The organism is Aristaeella hokkaidonensis (assembly GCF_018128945.1).
Classification (GTDB): Bacteria; Bacillota; Clostridia; order Christensenellales; family Aristaeellaceae; genus Aristaeella; species Aristaeella hokkaidonensis.
Genome location: NZ_CP068393.1, coordinates 3,174,363 through 3,189,458, shown reverse-complemented (window position 1 = coordinate 3,189,458; position 15,096 = coordinate 3,174,363). Strand labels below are relative to the sequence as shown.

Sequence of the window (15,096 nt, the reverse complement as noted above, 5' to 3'; positions counted from 1 at the left end):
TCCCTAATCTGACAAAAGGAGCGACGCTTCATGATCAAATACATCCTGAAACGCCTGTTTCAGTCCCTGATCGTGATCCTGCTGGTTATCTGCGTGGTCTTTTTCCTGCTGCGCATGATGCCGAGCGATTATTTCTTTACGGAAGACGAACTGATGAAATTTACCGAGCCCCAGAAATATGCAAAGCTGGAACGGCTCGGTATCATGGAGATCTGCAGCGAGTGCCGCGGTTCAGGCAAAGTTGATGATCACGCCTGCCCGAAATGCGTCCAGAATCCCCAGGATGCTTCCGGTGCCGGTTATGTAAACCGTTCCATATTCGCGCAGCTGGGTGATTTCTTCGGGGATATGATCCAGTTCCGGGTCTTCAATGCCAAAGGCAAGGAAGTCAAAACCATTGATCCCATTTCCGTATTCCCCTATCTTTCACAAAAGCTGTCCGGCCAGAACCCCTTCGGTGAGCTTAAGGAAGGATATCGGGTGAAAGCGGCCTTCAATCTCGGAAAGAGTATCCGTCTGGAGAAAAACCAGTATGTCACGGACGTCATTGCAAACAAGATGGCCGTTTCCATGGAAATCGGTCTCATTTCTCTTGCCATTTCCCTGATCCTGGGCGTTTTCTTCGGCGTCATTCAGGCGCGTTTTAAAGACCGGCTTCCGGATCACATCGGAACCGGGTACACCGTCGTTGTCAACGCGGTTCCCCGCCTGGTCATCTATACCATTATCATGATTGCCGGCGCGACTTTCTTCAGTCTGCCAATGCGGTACGACGCAACCGCCGCCAATCCCGGTTTGACCAAAGTGCTTCCCATTATCTGCCTGAGCATTGGTTCCACCGCCGGCTATATGCTGTGGACGCGCCGCTACATGGTGGATGAACTGAACAAGGACTATATCCGCCTTGCCAAGCTGAAAGGACTTTCAGACCGGAAGGTTATGTTCCGTCACGTGCTGAAGAACGCCTTCGTTCCGCTGGCGCAGTACCTTCCCTATTCCATCCTGCTGACCGTCGGTGGCAGCCTGCTGGTGGAAAAGTTCTTCGCGGTACCCGGTATGGGACCCGAACTGACCATGGCCATCAGCCGTTATGATCTGCCCCTGGTTCAGGGCATTGTCCTTCTCTACGCCACCATGGGTATCCTGGGCGTATTCCTGGGAGACCTGCTGATGACCCTGATCGATCCGCGGATCAAGCTGACCGGAAAGGGGGATGTACGCTGATGAGTAAGAAACAGCATCAGAAAACTGTCCAGGAATTGGAAACGCCGGTCGTTGACATGCATGTCAACATGAATTCCGTGGATACAGAACCGGATAAAGCGCGTCCGCTGGGACGGGAATATCCGAAATCCCGCAGCACCATGCCGGAGAAGCAGCTGTTTAATTTTGCAGAATATAAAGCCCGGGAAGCCGAAAAAATCGGTTATTCAAACTATTCCTACTGGAAGAGCGTCTGGACCAATTTCCTGAAAAAGAAATCCGCGGTCTTTATGTCCGTGATCTTCATCCTGCTGTTTATCTTCACCTTTGTGGCCAGCGCCATCGGTAAATATGATATCAGCATGGCGCCTGATCCCCTGAACCGTTCCTATATTGCGCCCAACGCGGAATACTGGTTTGGAACCAACGCCATCGGCCAGGACTATTGGGCGCAGGTCTGGTATGCCACCCGTGCTTCCATCCTGCTGGCTGTACTGGTTTCCCTGGGCCAGATCACCCTGGGCGTCATCATCGGCCTGATCTGGGGTTATGTGCGCAAACTGGATCGTTTCTTTACGGAACTGTATAACCTGATCGACAATGTCCCGACGATTATCTACATGACGCTGATTGCTCTGATGGTCGGTAAAACAATGTGGACAATGGGCATTGCCATGATCGGTTTCGGCTGGCTGGCCACCGCCCGCAACGTCCGGAATCTGGTCTTCATGTATCGGGATCGTGAATACAATCTGGCTTCCCGCTGCCTGGGCACAAAACTTCACCGCATTCTTTTCCGGAATATCTTCCCTTATCTGGTCAGCGTAATCATCCTGCGGATGGCCCTTGCCATTCCCGGCACCATAGCCTATGAAACCACCCTGACCTATCTGGGCCTGATGGATATCACCAAGCCTTCCTTGGGCATGCTGCTTTCCTCTGCCCGGTCGGTTTTCCCGAACGCCGCTTACACCCTGTGGTTCCCTGCGGCCATCGTTTCAATCATCACTATAACCTTCTATCTGGTGGGCAACGCGTTCTCTGACGCCTGCGATCCCCGGAATCACGTGTAAAGGGAGGTGCTGAATATGAGCGAAAGAACAAGCGAAAAGATCAGCGCCGCCATGAGCGCCCGGATCGAAGAAATGAAGAGCGTGGACTTTGAGGCAAAGGCCCGCCGTATCCTTTCACAGGAACCAATCCTATCCGCACGGGATGTGGAAGTCACCTTCTCCCTGCGCGGCAATAAACTGACCGCAATCCGCCGGACTTCCCTGGACCTGTATGAGGGCGAGACCCTCGCCATCGTGGGCGAGTCCGGTTCCGGCAAAAGCGTTTTCACCAAATGCTTCGTGGGTATGCTGGACAAAAACGGATCCATCACCCACGGTTCCATCATGTACGATGGAGAAGACCTGGTTCAGTATTCAGAAAAAGACTGGCTGAAGATCCGCGGTAAGAAAATTGCCATGGTCACCCAGGACCCGATGACCAGTCTGAATCCCCTGAAAACCATCGGCTATCAGATTCAGGAAAGCGTGGAGCTGCATCAGGGCCTGAAGGGCAAAGCGGCCCGTGAAGAAGTCTACCGGATTCTGGAAGCTGTCGGCATTCCGGACCCGAAGCGCCGCTACCGTCAGTATCCTCATGAGTTTTCCGGCGGCATGCGCCAGCGCGTGGTCATCGCCATCGCCGTAGCCTGCCGTCCCCAGATCCTCATCTGCGATGAACCCACCACCGCCCTGGACGTTACCATCCAGGCCCAGATTCTGGACCTGATCCGCCGCCTGCAGAAAGAGCAGAACATGACCATCATTTACATCACCCATGACCTGGGTGTGGTGGCCAATGTTGCGGACCGGGTCGCGGTTATGTACGGCGGCCAGATCATTGAAATCGGCATGGCCAATGACGTCTTCTTCTCTCCCCTGCATCCCTACACCTGGGCGCTGCTTTCAGCGCTTCCCCAGCTGGGCGTCAAGGGAGAAAAGCTTCCCGCAATTGACGGTACGCCGCCCAACCTGTTCAACAAGATCCAGGGCGATGCCTTCGCTCCGCGGAACAAAAAGGCGCTGAACATTGACTTCCTGGAAGAGCCGCCCATGTATGAGGTGACAGCCACCCATATGGTCAAATCCTGGCTGCAGGATCCCCGGGCGCCCAAAGTGGAGCAGCCCCAGTCCATCCAGCGTCTTTCCGAGACCAAGGATAACAACGGCACAGATCCGAATGCGTATCATCCGCACCTGGATCCGAACCGCGAAACCCTGGTGGAGGTTAAGGATCTCCAGGTGACCTTCGGTTCCGGACGCAAAAAGTTCGTGGCCGTTGATCATGTCAACTTTGAGATCTATAAGGGAGAAACCTTCTCCCTGGTCGGTGAATCCGGCAGCGGCAAAACCACCATCGGCCGGGCCATCGTCCGGATTAACCCCGTTACAAACGGTGAAGTCCTCTTCCGTGGTGAGCGGATCAGCGGAAAGATCAGCAAAGAAATGGATGAAAAAGTCATCCGCTCCATGCAGATGATTTTCCAGGATCCCATGGCCTCCCTGAATGAGCGGGCCAAGGTGGACTACATCATTTCCGAAGGTCTGATTAACTATCACCTGTACAAGGACGAGCATGACCGGCAGGATAAAGTCCAGAAAGCGCTGAACGAAGTCGGTCTTCTGCCCGAATTCTCCAGCCGCTTCCCCCACGAATTCTCCGGCGGCCAGCGGCAGCGTATCGGCATTGCCCGTTCCCTGATCATGGAGCCCCAGTTCATCGTAGCTGATGAACCGATCTCCGCACTGGATGTATCCATCCGTGCCCAGGTGCTGAATCTGCTGAATGATCTGAAAAAGAGCCGCGGCCTGACCTATCTGTTCATCGCCCACGACCTGAGCGTCGTCCGCTTTATCTCAGACCGTATTGCCGTTATCCACAAAGGACGTATTGTGGAGCTTGCGGAAGCGGAAGATCTCTTCGCTCATCCCCTGCATCCTTATACGCAGGCTCTGCTTTCTGCCGTTCCCAACCCCAACCCCTATGTGGAACGCACCAAAAAGCTGCTGGTTTATGATCCTTCCGTCCATCATTACGAGAATGATCCGCCCGTCTGGTGTGAGATCCTTCCCGGCCATTATGTCTACGGCAATGAACCGGAACTGGACGGATACCGGAAAACCCTTAATCTCTGAATCGATTAACAGATATAAACAGGGCGTCATCCTTCAGGATGACGCCCTGTTTTCTGCTATTCTCTCAGTTGTCCGCCAGGTTATAGCCGTTCTTCATCTTTTCGCTGGCTGTCAGCAGCACCTTGTTCAGGGTGGAGATCGTCTCCTCCTTCGCCATGGCGCTGAGCTTCTCATTGGCTTCTTCCGTCAGGGAGAAATTGCCGGATTCCGTCATTTTCCGGTCGTATTCCCGGATCAGCGTCCGGGCTTTTGTCATCACGGTCAGTTCATACCGTTCGATATTCTGTACGGTGGAAGCATAGCAGGGATCCGCCAGCGCGCCGATCAGCCGGCTGCTCCAGTAGTAGTTCTCCGTGGAAGTATCCAGCGTCACCTTGCTCAGGTAGTCCGGCATCACGCTGACGTTCGTGTACACCGGCAGGGCAGCGCCGAAGGTGGTGGAACCGAAAACGATCCATTCAATACCTTTGATGGCGTCCGGTACGTCCGGCCGGATCTGGCAGATGCTGGTCACGCCAGTCCGGTTGATACCGATGGACCGGTACATACCGCGGCAGCCTGTATCCCGTCCGATGTAGGGATCATAAGGCGTGCCCTGGTAGTGGCTGGACAGCATGTATTTCACGTCCTCCGCCGCCACCTTCCGGTCCGGCTTCAGGCTCCAGGGAATATTATCGCTTTCCGGGGTGAATTCCGCGTTCGGTCCGTCCCAGCTGTAGCCCGTCGGGGTCAGGTACCGGCCCATAAACCAGGCCCGGGGCGTATTGTAGATATGATCCATATCCCGGCGGCTGCCGAAGATATTCCGCGGATTGAACTTTCCGTCCTGGTTCAGGTCCAGGTGATTATCCCGGATGAACTCCTTCAGGTCTGCGGAGCACAGATGCGCTTCCTGCTTGTCGAAGGCGTCCTTCAGGTCAAACTCATCCATGCCGAACTGGTTCGGCATAATGACCACCCGGTCTTCCGGAATCCGCCGGGCCATCCAGTGATGTCCGCCGATGGTTTCCATCCACCAGACCTCATGCTCGTCGTTGAAGGCGATGCCGTTGGATTCATAGGTTCCGTACTGCTCCAGCAGTTTCCCCAGCCGTTCAACGCCCTCCCGTGCTGTGCGGATATAGGGCAGCACCAGCACCACGATGTCTTCTTCCCCGATACCGCCGGGAACATCTTTTTCCTTCCGGCTTTTGGCTTTCTGGTAAACCACCAGCGGATCCGCCGCCAGCACCCGGGGATTGGAGGTGATGGTCTCCGTGGCGGTCATGCCTACGTTAGCCTCGTTGATCCCCGTAGCCGCCCAGATTCCCTCCTTCGGATCCACGCTGGGACAGGAAGTGTAGCCCAGCGGATTCTCCGGCAGGTCAATTTCCACATGGGAGATTTTGCTCTTGTATTTCTTCGGCTGATCCTTGGGGGTCACCTTGATCAGCTTCTTCACGTCAAAGTGTCCGTCGTCCGTCCGGGCGATCATTGTGGAACCGTCGTTGCTGGCTTTCCGTCCCACCAGCACAGTAGTACAGGGCATTATTTTCTTCCTCCGTTTTCTTTTCTGAATACCGCATCACGGTATTCAGAAAAACATTTAATTCTTCATTTTTCATTTTTCATTCTTCATTATCTTAAGACCGCGCTCGTCTGTCCACCAAGCGTCAGCACCGTTCCGTCCAGCTCCGCGTATCCTTCGAAAGGATCCACAGACAGGAACGCGGTGATTTCCGTGAAGCGCTGATCTGTTGCTTCCGCCAGGTTCACCTTCAGCGTCTTCTCCGTTGTGTTGTGGAATACGCCGACTGTGCTGCCGTCCAGCGTGCACAGGAAGCCGCCCAGCTTTGTGTTTTTGAAGTTCAGGGCCGTGTATTCGCCCCTGGCAATCTCCGGATTGGCCTTCCGGAGCGCAATCAGCTTCCGGTAGTGCCACAGGATCGAGGAGCTGTTCTTTTCCCGGTCTGCCACCGAGGAGAACTTGGACTTGTCGTAGTTGCTTCCCACCGGATCCTGTACCGTATCATCGTCTCCCCAGAACATGGCCAGCCGCCGGTTTGCGTCGGTGTTGGCTCCGCCCCTGGAGCCCCGCAGGCCGATTTCCTCACCGTAGTAGATGAAGGGAGATCCGGGCATCAGGATATACAGGTTCGCCGCCATATGCATACTGCCGCTGGCTACGGTCAGGAATCCCGCAGCCCGGTCCGTGTCATGGTTTGCAATAAACGGAATGTTCATCGCCTCAGGATTGATGGCGTGGATGTTATCCAGATAGGACTGGGTGGCCTGCACAAACCGGTTCACGTCTCCGCCCAGGGCGGTTTCCGCGATCAGGCCCTCCACCATGGCCGTGGAGAAATGGAAGCAGTTGAAAGCTTTCAGGTAACGGTCCGTAATGGCGTCCCCGTCCCAGACCTCCGCCACGGTATAGATATCCGGATTGATCTTCTTCAGTTCATCCATGTACCATACCCAGAACTCGGCATTCTTTTCATGTTCGCCGTAGTAGGGATATTTCGCGGCGTCAAACCGGAATCCATCCACGCCCAGATTCAGCCAGTAGGCCGCAACGTCCAGCACCGCCTGCCGTACCTGCTCATTGTCGAAGTTGAGTTCCGGCATCTGGTCAGAAAAATTGGCCTCCACCTTCAGCGACAGGCTGCTCATATTCCGGAAGCGCCTGCCGGCGGGCGCCGGTTCCTCGGAAGGCATCCAGGTGTAGAAGTTGTAGAAGGGATCATCGATATCCCCTGCCTGGTGCGCCTTCCGGAAGTTGATGAACCACTCATTGTTTTCGCCCGTGTGGTTCAGCGGCAGGTCCAGGATCAGTTTCACTCCCCGCTCATGGCACAGGGAAATCAGTTCCTTCAGGTCCTCCTCCGTGCCGAAAGCCGGATCAATCTGATAATAATTGGTCACGTCGTATTTATGATAGGACGGAGAGGCGAAAACCGGCGTCAGCCAGATTCCCTCTATTCCCAGGCTCTTGCCTGAAACCGGATCCCCATCGTTCAGGTAGTCCATCCGGTTGATAACGCCCCGCAGATCTCCGGTGCCGTCCCCGTTGGAATCTGAAAAGGAACCGACAAAGATTTCATAGAACACCCGATAATTATCTGTCATATCCAGACCCTTTTCCTCAGCGGCGGAAACACCGCTCAACAGTACCAGAACCAAAAGCAGGATGACCAGTCGTTTCACAGTTATTCCCCCTCTTTCCGCAGCTTTCCCTTGTATCATGAACCAAAGCAGACCGGTTGTCAAGGAAGGGAAAAAATGCTATATTGCGGTTAATCAAGCGAAAAAAGGATGTACCGTATATATGGAATGGTTTAGTACCGAAGCCGAACTGTCCGCATGGAAAAACCGTGATAAACGGCTGACCGCCGCCTTCCGGATCCTGATTGTTTTAACCCTTATCACCTTCATTGTGCTGTGCCTGCTGGTACGCACGGAAAACGCCGATACGCTCCACCTGGTGCTCATGGCTGTCACTGTCGTCATGGGCTGGATCTGCGTTATCGTTTATCAGCTTGGCATAAAGGAAGCCCGCACACAGGCCGGTCACCTGGACATGCTCCTGAAGGGCGAAAAGGATTTCCGGGAAGGGCGGATCACCCTGACCCGTGAAACCATCCGGATTCCGAAGAGCATCCGGATCCGGAAGGTTCTGCTGGACACCGGGGAGGAAGAGCCGGCGCGGCTGAATCTGGATGAGCGCTGGATTTCCAGGATGCCTCCGGACGGAAGCCGGGTACGTCTGGCATTGGCCCACAGCTATATTGCCGGTGCGGAGACGCTGGAACAGGCCCCTGCGGAAAAGTCGAATGGTGCTTCCCGCCGCCCGGCCCGGCTGCAGTGGGGAAAGCTGCTGCCCCTGCTGGGGATCTGGGCGCTGGTCGCCGTTTTCTTCTCCAGCTTTGTGTTTTATCAGATCACAGATACCGTCCCGGCCAATAAACTGACCCTCTATATAGACGGAGAAGTACAGAATGAAACCCGACTGGCTGTCTTGCTTGAAAAAGGACTGCCCTCCCCCATCCGTATGGTGCAGGTTCATCCCTTCACCTACGCCATGTTCGGCTCGGACGCGCTCCGGGCCGCTGACCTCTATATCGTTCCGGACAGCGACCTGGAACAGTTCGCGGACTGGTTCGCTCCCGGTGAGGAAAGCGTTCTTGTCCATGATCCGGAGTCCGGTGTCTCTGTTGCCGATACCTGGATTCTTTATACACCGGAAGAAACCTATCGCCTGTATCTCGGCGCCGCCTCCGCCCACCTGGAGGACGGACTGGCCCGGCAGGGTGCCGAACTGTTCATGAACCTGAAAACAGAGGAGGAAACCAGATGAACGCGCGCATGTTCCTGATCCCGGCCCTGATTCTTTTCCTGTTCCTGCCCTGCCTGTCCACCGGGGCGGAGTCTTCTTCCGACACGCTGTATGTAAAGAAGGTAGAAAACCTGCCGGAAGACTTCATCTTCGGCATGGATATTTCCAGCGTGCTCGCCGAAGAAAAAAGCGGCGTGAAGTACTATGATTTCGACGGGAAAGAAATCGATTTGTTCAGCCTGCTGGCGGAAAACGGAATCAACTATATCCGCGTTCGTGTCTGGAATGATCCTTATGATAATGAAGGCCGCGGCTTCGGCGGCGGCAACTGCGATATCCTCAATGCCGTGGAAATCGGCAAACGGGCGACTGCCTGCGGCATGAAGCTGCTGGTGGACTTCCACTATTCCGATTTCTGGGCTGATCCGGGCAAGCAGATGGTTCCCCGTGCCTGGGCAAAGCTGGATATCGATGAAAAGGAAGAAGAATTATATAAATATACCCTTGACTGCATGAAGCAGCTGAAGGATGCCGGTGTGGATGTGGGCATGGTTCAGCTGGGCAATGAAACCAACGGCGCTCTCTGCGGGGAAAAGATCTGGCGGGACATCGCCCATCTCATGGACGCCGGTTCCCGTGCCGTGAAGGAAGTCTATCCGGAAGCCCTGATTGCCCTGCATTTTGCCAATCCCGAGAAGCCGGACAGCTACCGGACCTATGCTTCCAAGATGGCTTATTATGAACAGTACGGCCTGATCCAGTATGATGTCTTTGCTACTTCCTATTATCCTTACTGGCACGGTACCCTGGACAATCTTTCCGAAATCCTGACAGAGATTGCCGAAACCTACGGCAAAAAGATCATGGTCATGGAAACCTCCTATGCCTTTACCGCGGAGGATACGGATTTCTCCGCCAATACCATCGGTGACGGCGGCGGAATCGTCACGGATTATCCCTTCACTGTCCAGGGCCAGGCCAACTGCATCCGGAATATCACGGATACCATCGTAAACCGTACGCCCTCCGGGATTGGCATCTGCTACTGGGAAGGTGCCTGGATCACCGTGGGAACAAACAGCTGGGAAGAGAATCATGAGCTTTGGGAACAGTACGGCTCCGGATGGGCTTCCAGCTATGCCTCCGTGTATGATCCGAAAGATGCCGGAAAATACTATGGCGGCAGCGCCGTGGATAACCAGGCTTTCTTTGACGCAAAAGGAAACGCGCTGGAATCCCTGAAAGTCTTCAGCCTGATGCGCACCGGCAATGAAATCGAGCCGGTCCCGGATGCACTGGAAGAGCCGGACCTCATCTGCGACCTGAATATGCCCCTGGTCCTTCCGGAAACAGTCAATGCCGTCATGACGGATGACAGCCGCCAGGCTGTCCCTGTCACCTGGAATCTTTCGGAGGAAGAAGATCAGGCAATGCACGCCTCCGGCCCCGCGCAGTATGTGATCACCGGGGAAGCCGGCGGTATGGAGGCAAAGTGTTTTGTCTCCATGGTTGAATATAACTACCTGCAGGATTACAGCTTTGAGGAAGACAGCGGTGCCTGGGTCATCACCGATCTGAAGAAAGCGGATGAACTGTATATAGAGGATAAGAAAACCGATTCCCTTACTGGTTCAAAGCATATGCATTTCTGGAGTGCCGCGCAGGACAGCGTGGAATTCACCCTGGAGCAGACAGTCAGCGACCTGCCGGAAGGAAAGTTCCGGTTCGCCCTGTCCGTCATGGGCGGCGACTGCGGTGCCACCGATATCTATGCTTATGCTAAAGTGGACGGCACAGAGGTCTCCAGGTCGGAACAGATTCCTATTACCGGCTGGAACAGCTGGAACCAGGGAATCATTCCGGAATTTGATCATCCCGCCGGTACGGAAGTGACCGTCGGCATCTATGTAAAGTGCCAGGGAACCGGCAATGGAGCCTGGGGAAAAATCGACGACGCAATGCTCAATTCTTTACGGTAAAAGGCCTCCGGGTTTTCAAATTATCGGAAACGATACCAATTACGTAAAATAAGGGTTTTCGGAAAATTTGTTGTTGACAAAAAATGGACTCTGCTATAAAATATGCACACAGTCGAAACGGCATAATTTCTCCCAAAAGTCACATGGCTCTTTGGAGAATTTGTCGTCCGACAAAAAAGAATGAAAATAATTATTGAAAGGATGATCACTCCATGAAAAAATTCCTCGCCATCGTATTGGCCGCCGCATTGGCACTTTCCATGGTTTCTTTCGCTTCTGCGTCCAGTCTGGCCGGAGAATACGAAATCAAGGTCTGGGTGGCTGACGCCATCGTTGACCTGACCGAAGCTCAGATCAAGCGTTTCAATGAAACCAACGAAGACGGCATCACCTTCAAAGCCACCATCGAAAAGATGGGTGAAGGCGACGCTGCCAGCAACATGGTGCAGGACGTTGAAGCCGGCGCTGACATCTACTGCTTCGCGCAGGACCAGCTGTCCCGTCTGCTGACCGCCAAGGCCCTGGCCAAGCTGGGAACCAAGGCTGCCGAATTCGTCACCGCGAATTACGATGCTGACTCCGTTGCTTCTGTCACCGTTGACGGAACAATGTATGCCTACCCGCTGACCGCGGACAACGGCTACTTCATGTACTATGACAAGAGCGTCATCCCGGACGAGGATATTGACTCCCTCGAAAAGCTGATCGAAGACTGCGAGAAGGCCGGTAAGTACTTCTCCTTCGATCTGAAGAACGTCTGGTATTCCGCCGGCTTCTTCTTCGGCGATGCCGGCTGCACCTCCACCTGGGTTATGGACGCCGACGGCAATGCCAAGGGCGTTGTGGATAACTTCAACAGCGACAAGGGCCTGATCGCCCTGAAGGGCATGAAGAAACTGCTGGATTCCGACTGCTGGAACAGCAGCTCCGAAGTTTCCGCTTTCGAAAGCAATTCCGCCATCGTGGTCTCCGGCACCTGGGGTTCCTCCACTGCCAAGCAGATCCTGGGCGACAACCTGGGCGTTGCGGACCTGCCTTCCTATGACATCGACGGTACCGCCTATCACATCGGCAGCTTCTTCGGCTTCAAGCTCATGGGCATTAAGCCGCAGGAAGATCCGGTGAAGAACGCCGCCCTGAACAAGCTGGCCCAGTTCCTGACCGGCAAGGAATGCTCCCTGGAGCGTCATGCCTCCAACGGCTGGGGCCCCGCCAACCTGGAAGCCCAGGCTGATGAAGCTGTTCTGAATGACCCGATCCTGGCTGCTGTGTATGCTCAGAAGGTATACGGACAGGTTCAGCTCGCAATCAGCGGTGCCTGGTGGAACATCGGCAATGTTATTGCTGACGAAGCCAAGGATGCCACGGATGAAGAAGGCCTGAAGCAGGTCCTCGTAAACTACGAGAACAAGATCAACGAATCCCTGAAGCTGGATGCCAACGCCCTGCTGTTCGTAGGTGCCTGGAACGGCTGGAACAACGCTGACGAAGCTGACACCTACTACTTCAAGGATGGCGCCCTGACGCTGGACGTTCCGGAAAGCGACTACATGGGCGGCCGTATCGTCAAGCCCGCTGACTGGGGCACTGACAAGGGCTTCGCTCAGGTTACCACCGGTGCTGAACTGATCAAGGATCTGGGTGCTGACAACCCCGACAACAACATCGTGTTCGCAGAGCCCGGCAACTACACCGTGACCTGGGACGGCACTGCCATCACCATCGTGAAGAACTGATAACAACATAATCAGAATCTGACTCGATCATTTTCGGCCGGAGCTGAAGAACATTTCGGCTCCGGCCGATTTCGGATTTTCCATGCACAGGAGAGGAGTGGATCACGGATATGGCACAGCTCAGTGACCTGGAATACCTGAAGCTGTCCAAAGGACGGAGACTCGGGTATAAGGTGGGGCGCTTCTTCGCCAAAATCCCCCAGGCAACCCTGAATGCATTTCAGAGGATTGGGGGAGCGCTGAAGTCAGGCGTCGCCGCCATCGGCCGGGAGGCAAAGGATATCGTAACCACCTTTGTCAACGGCGACTGGAAAACCAAACTCAGTTACCTGGTCATGGGCTTTGGCTGCCTGGCCAGGGGACAGATCCTGCGGGGACTGCTGTTCCTGCTGTTTGAAATTGTATTTATCGGATACATGATCTTGTCCGGAGCATACTGGCTGTCCATGATGCCCTCCCTGGGCAAGGTCGGCCCCACAGAGACATATGACGAGATCTACGATGCATATGTCCATACATACAACGACAACTCCTTCCAGATCCTGCTCTACAGTGTGCTGACCATCTTCTTCATCATCGCCTTCATCTACACCTGGCGGGTCAACATCCGCCAGAACAAGGAGGCGGAGCGGATCCTGGCCGCCGGCAAAAGGCTGAAAAGCTCAAAGGAAGACCTGCATTCCATGGTGGATGAGTCTTTCCATAAGACGTTGCTGTCGCTGCCCCTGACCGGCATCATCATCTTTACTGTTCTGCCGCTCATCTTCATGATCCTGGTCGCCTTCACCAACTATGACGGCGCTCATGACGGATACATCAGCAACCTGTTCCACTGGGTAGGGTTGGATAACTTCAACACCCTGTTCTCCTGGAAGAGTGCCAGCGGAACCCAGAGCTATGCGGCCACATTCGGTGAAATCCTGTCCTGGACGCTGATGTGGGCTTTCTTCGCCACCTTCACCAACTACTTCCTGGGCATGTTCGTGGCTATGGCCATCAACAAGAAGGGCATCAAGGGCAAAAAGCTCTGGCGGACGATCCTGGTCATGACCATCGCCATTCCGCAGTTCATCTCCCTGCTGTATGTGTCCAAGATGTTCGCCAAGGACGGTATCGTGAACGGTGCCCTGATGAGCCTGGGCTGGATTGATAAAGCCCTTCCCTTCTGGGAAGACGCCACCTGGGCCCGGGTCAGCGTCATTCTCATCAACATCTGGATCGGTATTCCGTACCTGATGCTGATGGCCACCGGTATCCTGATGAACATTCCGGCGGACCTGTATGAATCCGCCCGTATTGACGGTGCCAATCCCTGGCAGCAGTATACGAAAATCACGCTTCCATATATGCTGTTCATCACAGGACCGTACCTGCTGACCAGTTTTATAGGCAACATCAACAACTTCAACGTGATCTTCCTGCTCACGGGAGGCGCGCCGACGAACCCGGCAGCATCGTCGGCTTCAGGCTCCGTGGGTTATACGGATCTGCTGATCACCTGGCTGTTCAAGATCAGTACCGGTGCGGAGTCCAAATATTACCTGGCTTCTGTAATCGGTATCATGGTCTTCGTTGTGGTATCGATCATTGCACTGATCGTCTACAACCTGCTGCCGAGTATTAAGAATGAGGAGGACTTCCAGTGATGAGTGAATCAAGTATGAAGCGTCACATGGGACTGCGGGCCTCCAGAACGCTGGGCAACACGCTGATCTATATTCTTCTGATCACCATCAGCGCCATCTGGCTGATCCCCTTCTTCTGCATTGTGCTGCAGTCCTTCCGGGTGGAAAGCACCTGGCAGGTGGGCTACGTGATGCCCAAAGTCTGGGGCCTGGACAACTACCGGAAGCTGTTCTCCTCAGACTTTACCCGCTGGTATACAAACACCTTCATTATTTCCGTCTTTACCGCACTCTTCCAGACGGTCATCGTGCTGTGCATGAGCTACACGCTCAGCCGTTTCCGTTTCAAGATGCGTAAACCCCTGATGAGGTTCATGCTTATCCTGGGCTTCTTCCCCGGCATGCTGACCATGATTATCCTGTACCGCGTGCTGAAGGACCTGGGCCTTACCCAGGCCAACGCAGTTCCCGGTCTGATCCTGGTCTACATCGCCTCCTCCGGTATGGGCTACTATGTGTCCAAAGGTTTCTTTGACACCATCCCCAAATCGCTGGATGAAGCCGCCCGTGTCGACGGGGCGACCCGTTTCCAGGTGTTGAAAAAGATCATCCTGCCGCTCTCCAAACCCATCGTCATCTACACAGTCCTGACGGCATTCATGGGCCCCTGGGGCGACTACGTCTTTGCCCGCTACATTTCCTTCGGCGCATCCGCCGGTATGAACGTGGCGGTCGGTCTGTACAACTGGCTGACGCCGGACCAGATCAACAACAACTACACCATGTTCTGCGCGGGCGGCGTACTGGTGGCAATTCCCGTAACACTCCTCTTCCTCTTCCTGCAGAAGTATTACGTTGAGGGTGTAACAGGAGGCGCAGTCAAAGGCTAAAGCCTTTGACAGTGACTCCGAGGTGGGGAGCGAGGGACGCGGTGCCCCGGTGGGGCATTTGCCATAGGCAAAAGCGACCCGGAGTCCTGTCGTGCGCGGTGCGCGAGGCGGGAATGCCGCCCGCGGTGCGCGCGCGAATCCTTGCCGAAACGAGCGGTGAGCG

At 54.7% G+C, this 15,096-nt stretch carries 10 protein-coding genes; 8 read left to right on the top strand and 2 right to left on the bottom strand.

Annotated features, from left to right (window positions below; genetic code table 11):
* Nucleotides 1-30 precede the first annotated feature (30 nt).
* Genes JYE49_RS14290 through JYE49_RS15285 form a run of 3 tightly spaced genes read left to right on the top strand, consistent with a single transcriptional unit; the run spans nt 31 to nt 4,388 of the window.
* Nucleotides 31-1,224: an ABC transporter permease gene (locus JYE49_RS14290; protein ID WP_283399403.1), complete on the top strand. Its 1,194-nt coding sequence runs from the start codon at nt 31-33 to the stop codon at nt 1,222-1,224.
* On the top strand, nt 1,224-2,276 hold the full coding sequence (oppC, locus tag JYE49_RS14285; protein ID WP_283399404.1) for an oligopeptide ABC transporter permease OppC: 1,053 nt from the start codon (nt 1,224-1,226) through the stop codon (nt 2,274-2,276). The genes JYE49_RS14290 and oppC overlap by 1 nt, the downstream gene beginning before the upstream one ends.
* Nucleotides 2,277-2,291: 15 nt before the next feature.
* Entirely contained in the window at nt 2,292-4,388 is a 2,097-nt protein-coding gene (locus JYE49_RS15285) for a dipeptide ABC transporter ATP-binding protein (RefSeq protein WP_346763117.1), read from the top strand.
* Between the two features lie 64 nt (nt 4,389-4,452).
* Here JYE49_RS15285 and JYE49_RS14270 read toward each other — a convergent pair whose 3' ends face one another.
* Nucleotides 4,453-5,916, bottom strand: a complete 1,464-nt coding sequence (locus JYE49_RS14270) for a C69 family dipeptidase (protein ID WP_093957613.1) — start codon at nt 5,914-5,916, stop codon at nt 4,453-4,455.
* Between the two features lie 89 nt (nt 5,917-6,005).
* Entirely contained in the window at nt 6,006-7,574 is a 1,569-nt protein-coding gene (locus JYE49_RS14265) for an alpha-amylase family glycosyl hydrolase (protein WP_179217357.1), read from the bottom strand.
* 121 nt (nt 7,575-7,695) lie between these two features.
* Between JYE49_RS14265 and JYE49_RS14260 the strand changes: the two genes are divergently transcribed.
* The 5 genes from JYE49_RS14260 to JYE49_RS14240 all read left to right on the top strand — a co-directional run bounded on the left by JYE49_RS14260 (nt 7,696) and on the right by JYE49_RS14240 (nt 14,933).
* The gene (locus JYE49_RS14260) at nt 7,696-8,724 is read left to right on the top strand and encodes a hypothetical protein (protein ID WP_093957615.1); all 1,029 of its coding nucleotides are present in this window, start codon (nt 7,696-7,698) and stop codon (nt 8,722-8,724) included.
* Entirely contained in the window at nt 8,721-10,682 is a 1,962-nt protein-coding gene (locus tag JYE49_RS14255; RefSeq protein WP_179217358.1) for a glycosyl hydrolase 53 family protein, read from the top strand. The genes JYE49_RS14260 and JYE49_RS14255 overlap by 4 nt, the downstream gene beginning before the upstream one ends.
* Nucleotides 10,683-10,894: 212 nt before the next feature.
* Nucleotides 10,895-12,418 carry an extracellular solute-binding protein gene (locus JYE49_RS14250; RefSeq protein ID WP_093957616.1) on the top strand — a complete coding sequence of 508 codons (1,524 nt, stop codon included), beginning with the start codon at nt 10,895-10,897 and terminating at the stop codon, nt 12,416-12,418.
* Between the two features lie 110 nt (nt 12,419-12,528).
* Complete coding sequence (locus tag JYE49_RS14245; RefSeq protein WP_093957617.1) at nt 12,529-14,064, top strand: carbohydrate ABC transporter permease; 1,536 nt, start codon at nt 12,529-12,531, stop codon at nt 14,062-14,064.
* On the top strand, nt 14,064-14,933 hold the full coding sequence (locus tag JYE49_RS14240; protein ID WP_283399405.1) for a sugar ABC transporter permease: 870 nt from the start codon (nt 14,064-14,066) through the stop codon (nt 14,931-14,933). Before JYE49_RS14245 ends, JYE49_RS14240 begins: the two co-directional genes overlap by 1 nt.
* Nucleotides 14,934-15,096: the final 163 nt, after the last annotated feature.

Excerpts from the sequence above, each read along its gene's own strand:
- JYE49_RS15285 (WP_346763117.1), top strand. The coding sequence starts at position 2,292 with ATGAGCGAAAGAACAAGCGAAAAGATCAGCGCCGCCATGAGCGCCCGG.
- JYE49_RS14290 (WP_283399403.1), top strand. The coding sequence starts at position 31 with ATGATCAAATACATCCTGAAACGCCTGTTTCAGTCCCTGATCGTGATC.
- JYE49_RS14255 (WP_179217358.1), top strand. The coding sequence starts at position 8,721 with ATGAACGCGCGCATGTTCCTGATCCCGGCCCTGATTCTTTTCCTGTTC.
- JYE49_RS14270 (WP_093957613.1), bottom strand. The coding sequence starts at position 5,916 with ATGCCCTGTACTACTGTGCTGGTGGGACGGAAAGCCAGCAACGACGGT.
- JYE49_RS14240 (WP_283399405.1), top strand. The coding sequence starts at position 14,064 with ATGAGTGAATCAAGTATGAAGCGTCACATGGGACTGCGGGCCTCCAGA.
- JYE49_RS14260 (WP_093957615.1), top strand. The coding sequence starts at position 7,696 with ATGGAATGGTTTAGTACCGAAGCCGAACTGTCCGCATGGAAAAACCGT.
- JYE49_RS14250 (WP_093957616.1), top strand. The coding sequence starts at position 10,895 with ATGAAAAAATTCCTCGCCATCGTATTGGCCGCCGCATTGGCACTTTCC.
- oppC (WP_283399404.1), top strand. The coding sequence starts at position 1,224 with ATGAGTAAGAAACAGCATCAGAAAACTGTCCAGGAATTGGAAACGCCG.
- JYE49_RS14245 (WP_093957617.1), top strand. The coding sequence starts at position 12,529 with ATGGCACAGCTCAGTGACCTGGAATACCTGAAGCTGTCCAAAGGACGG.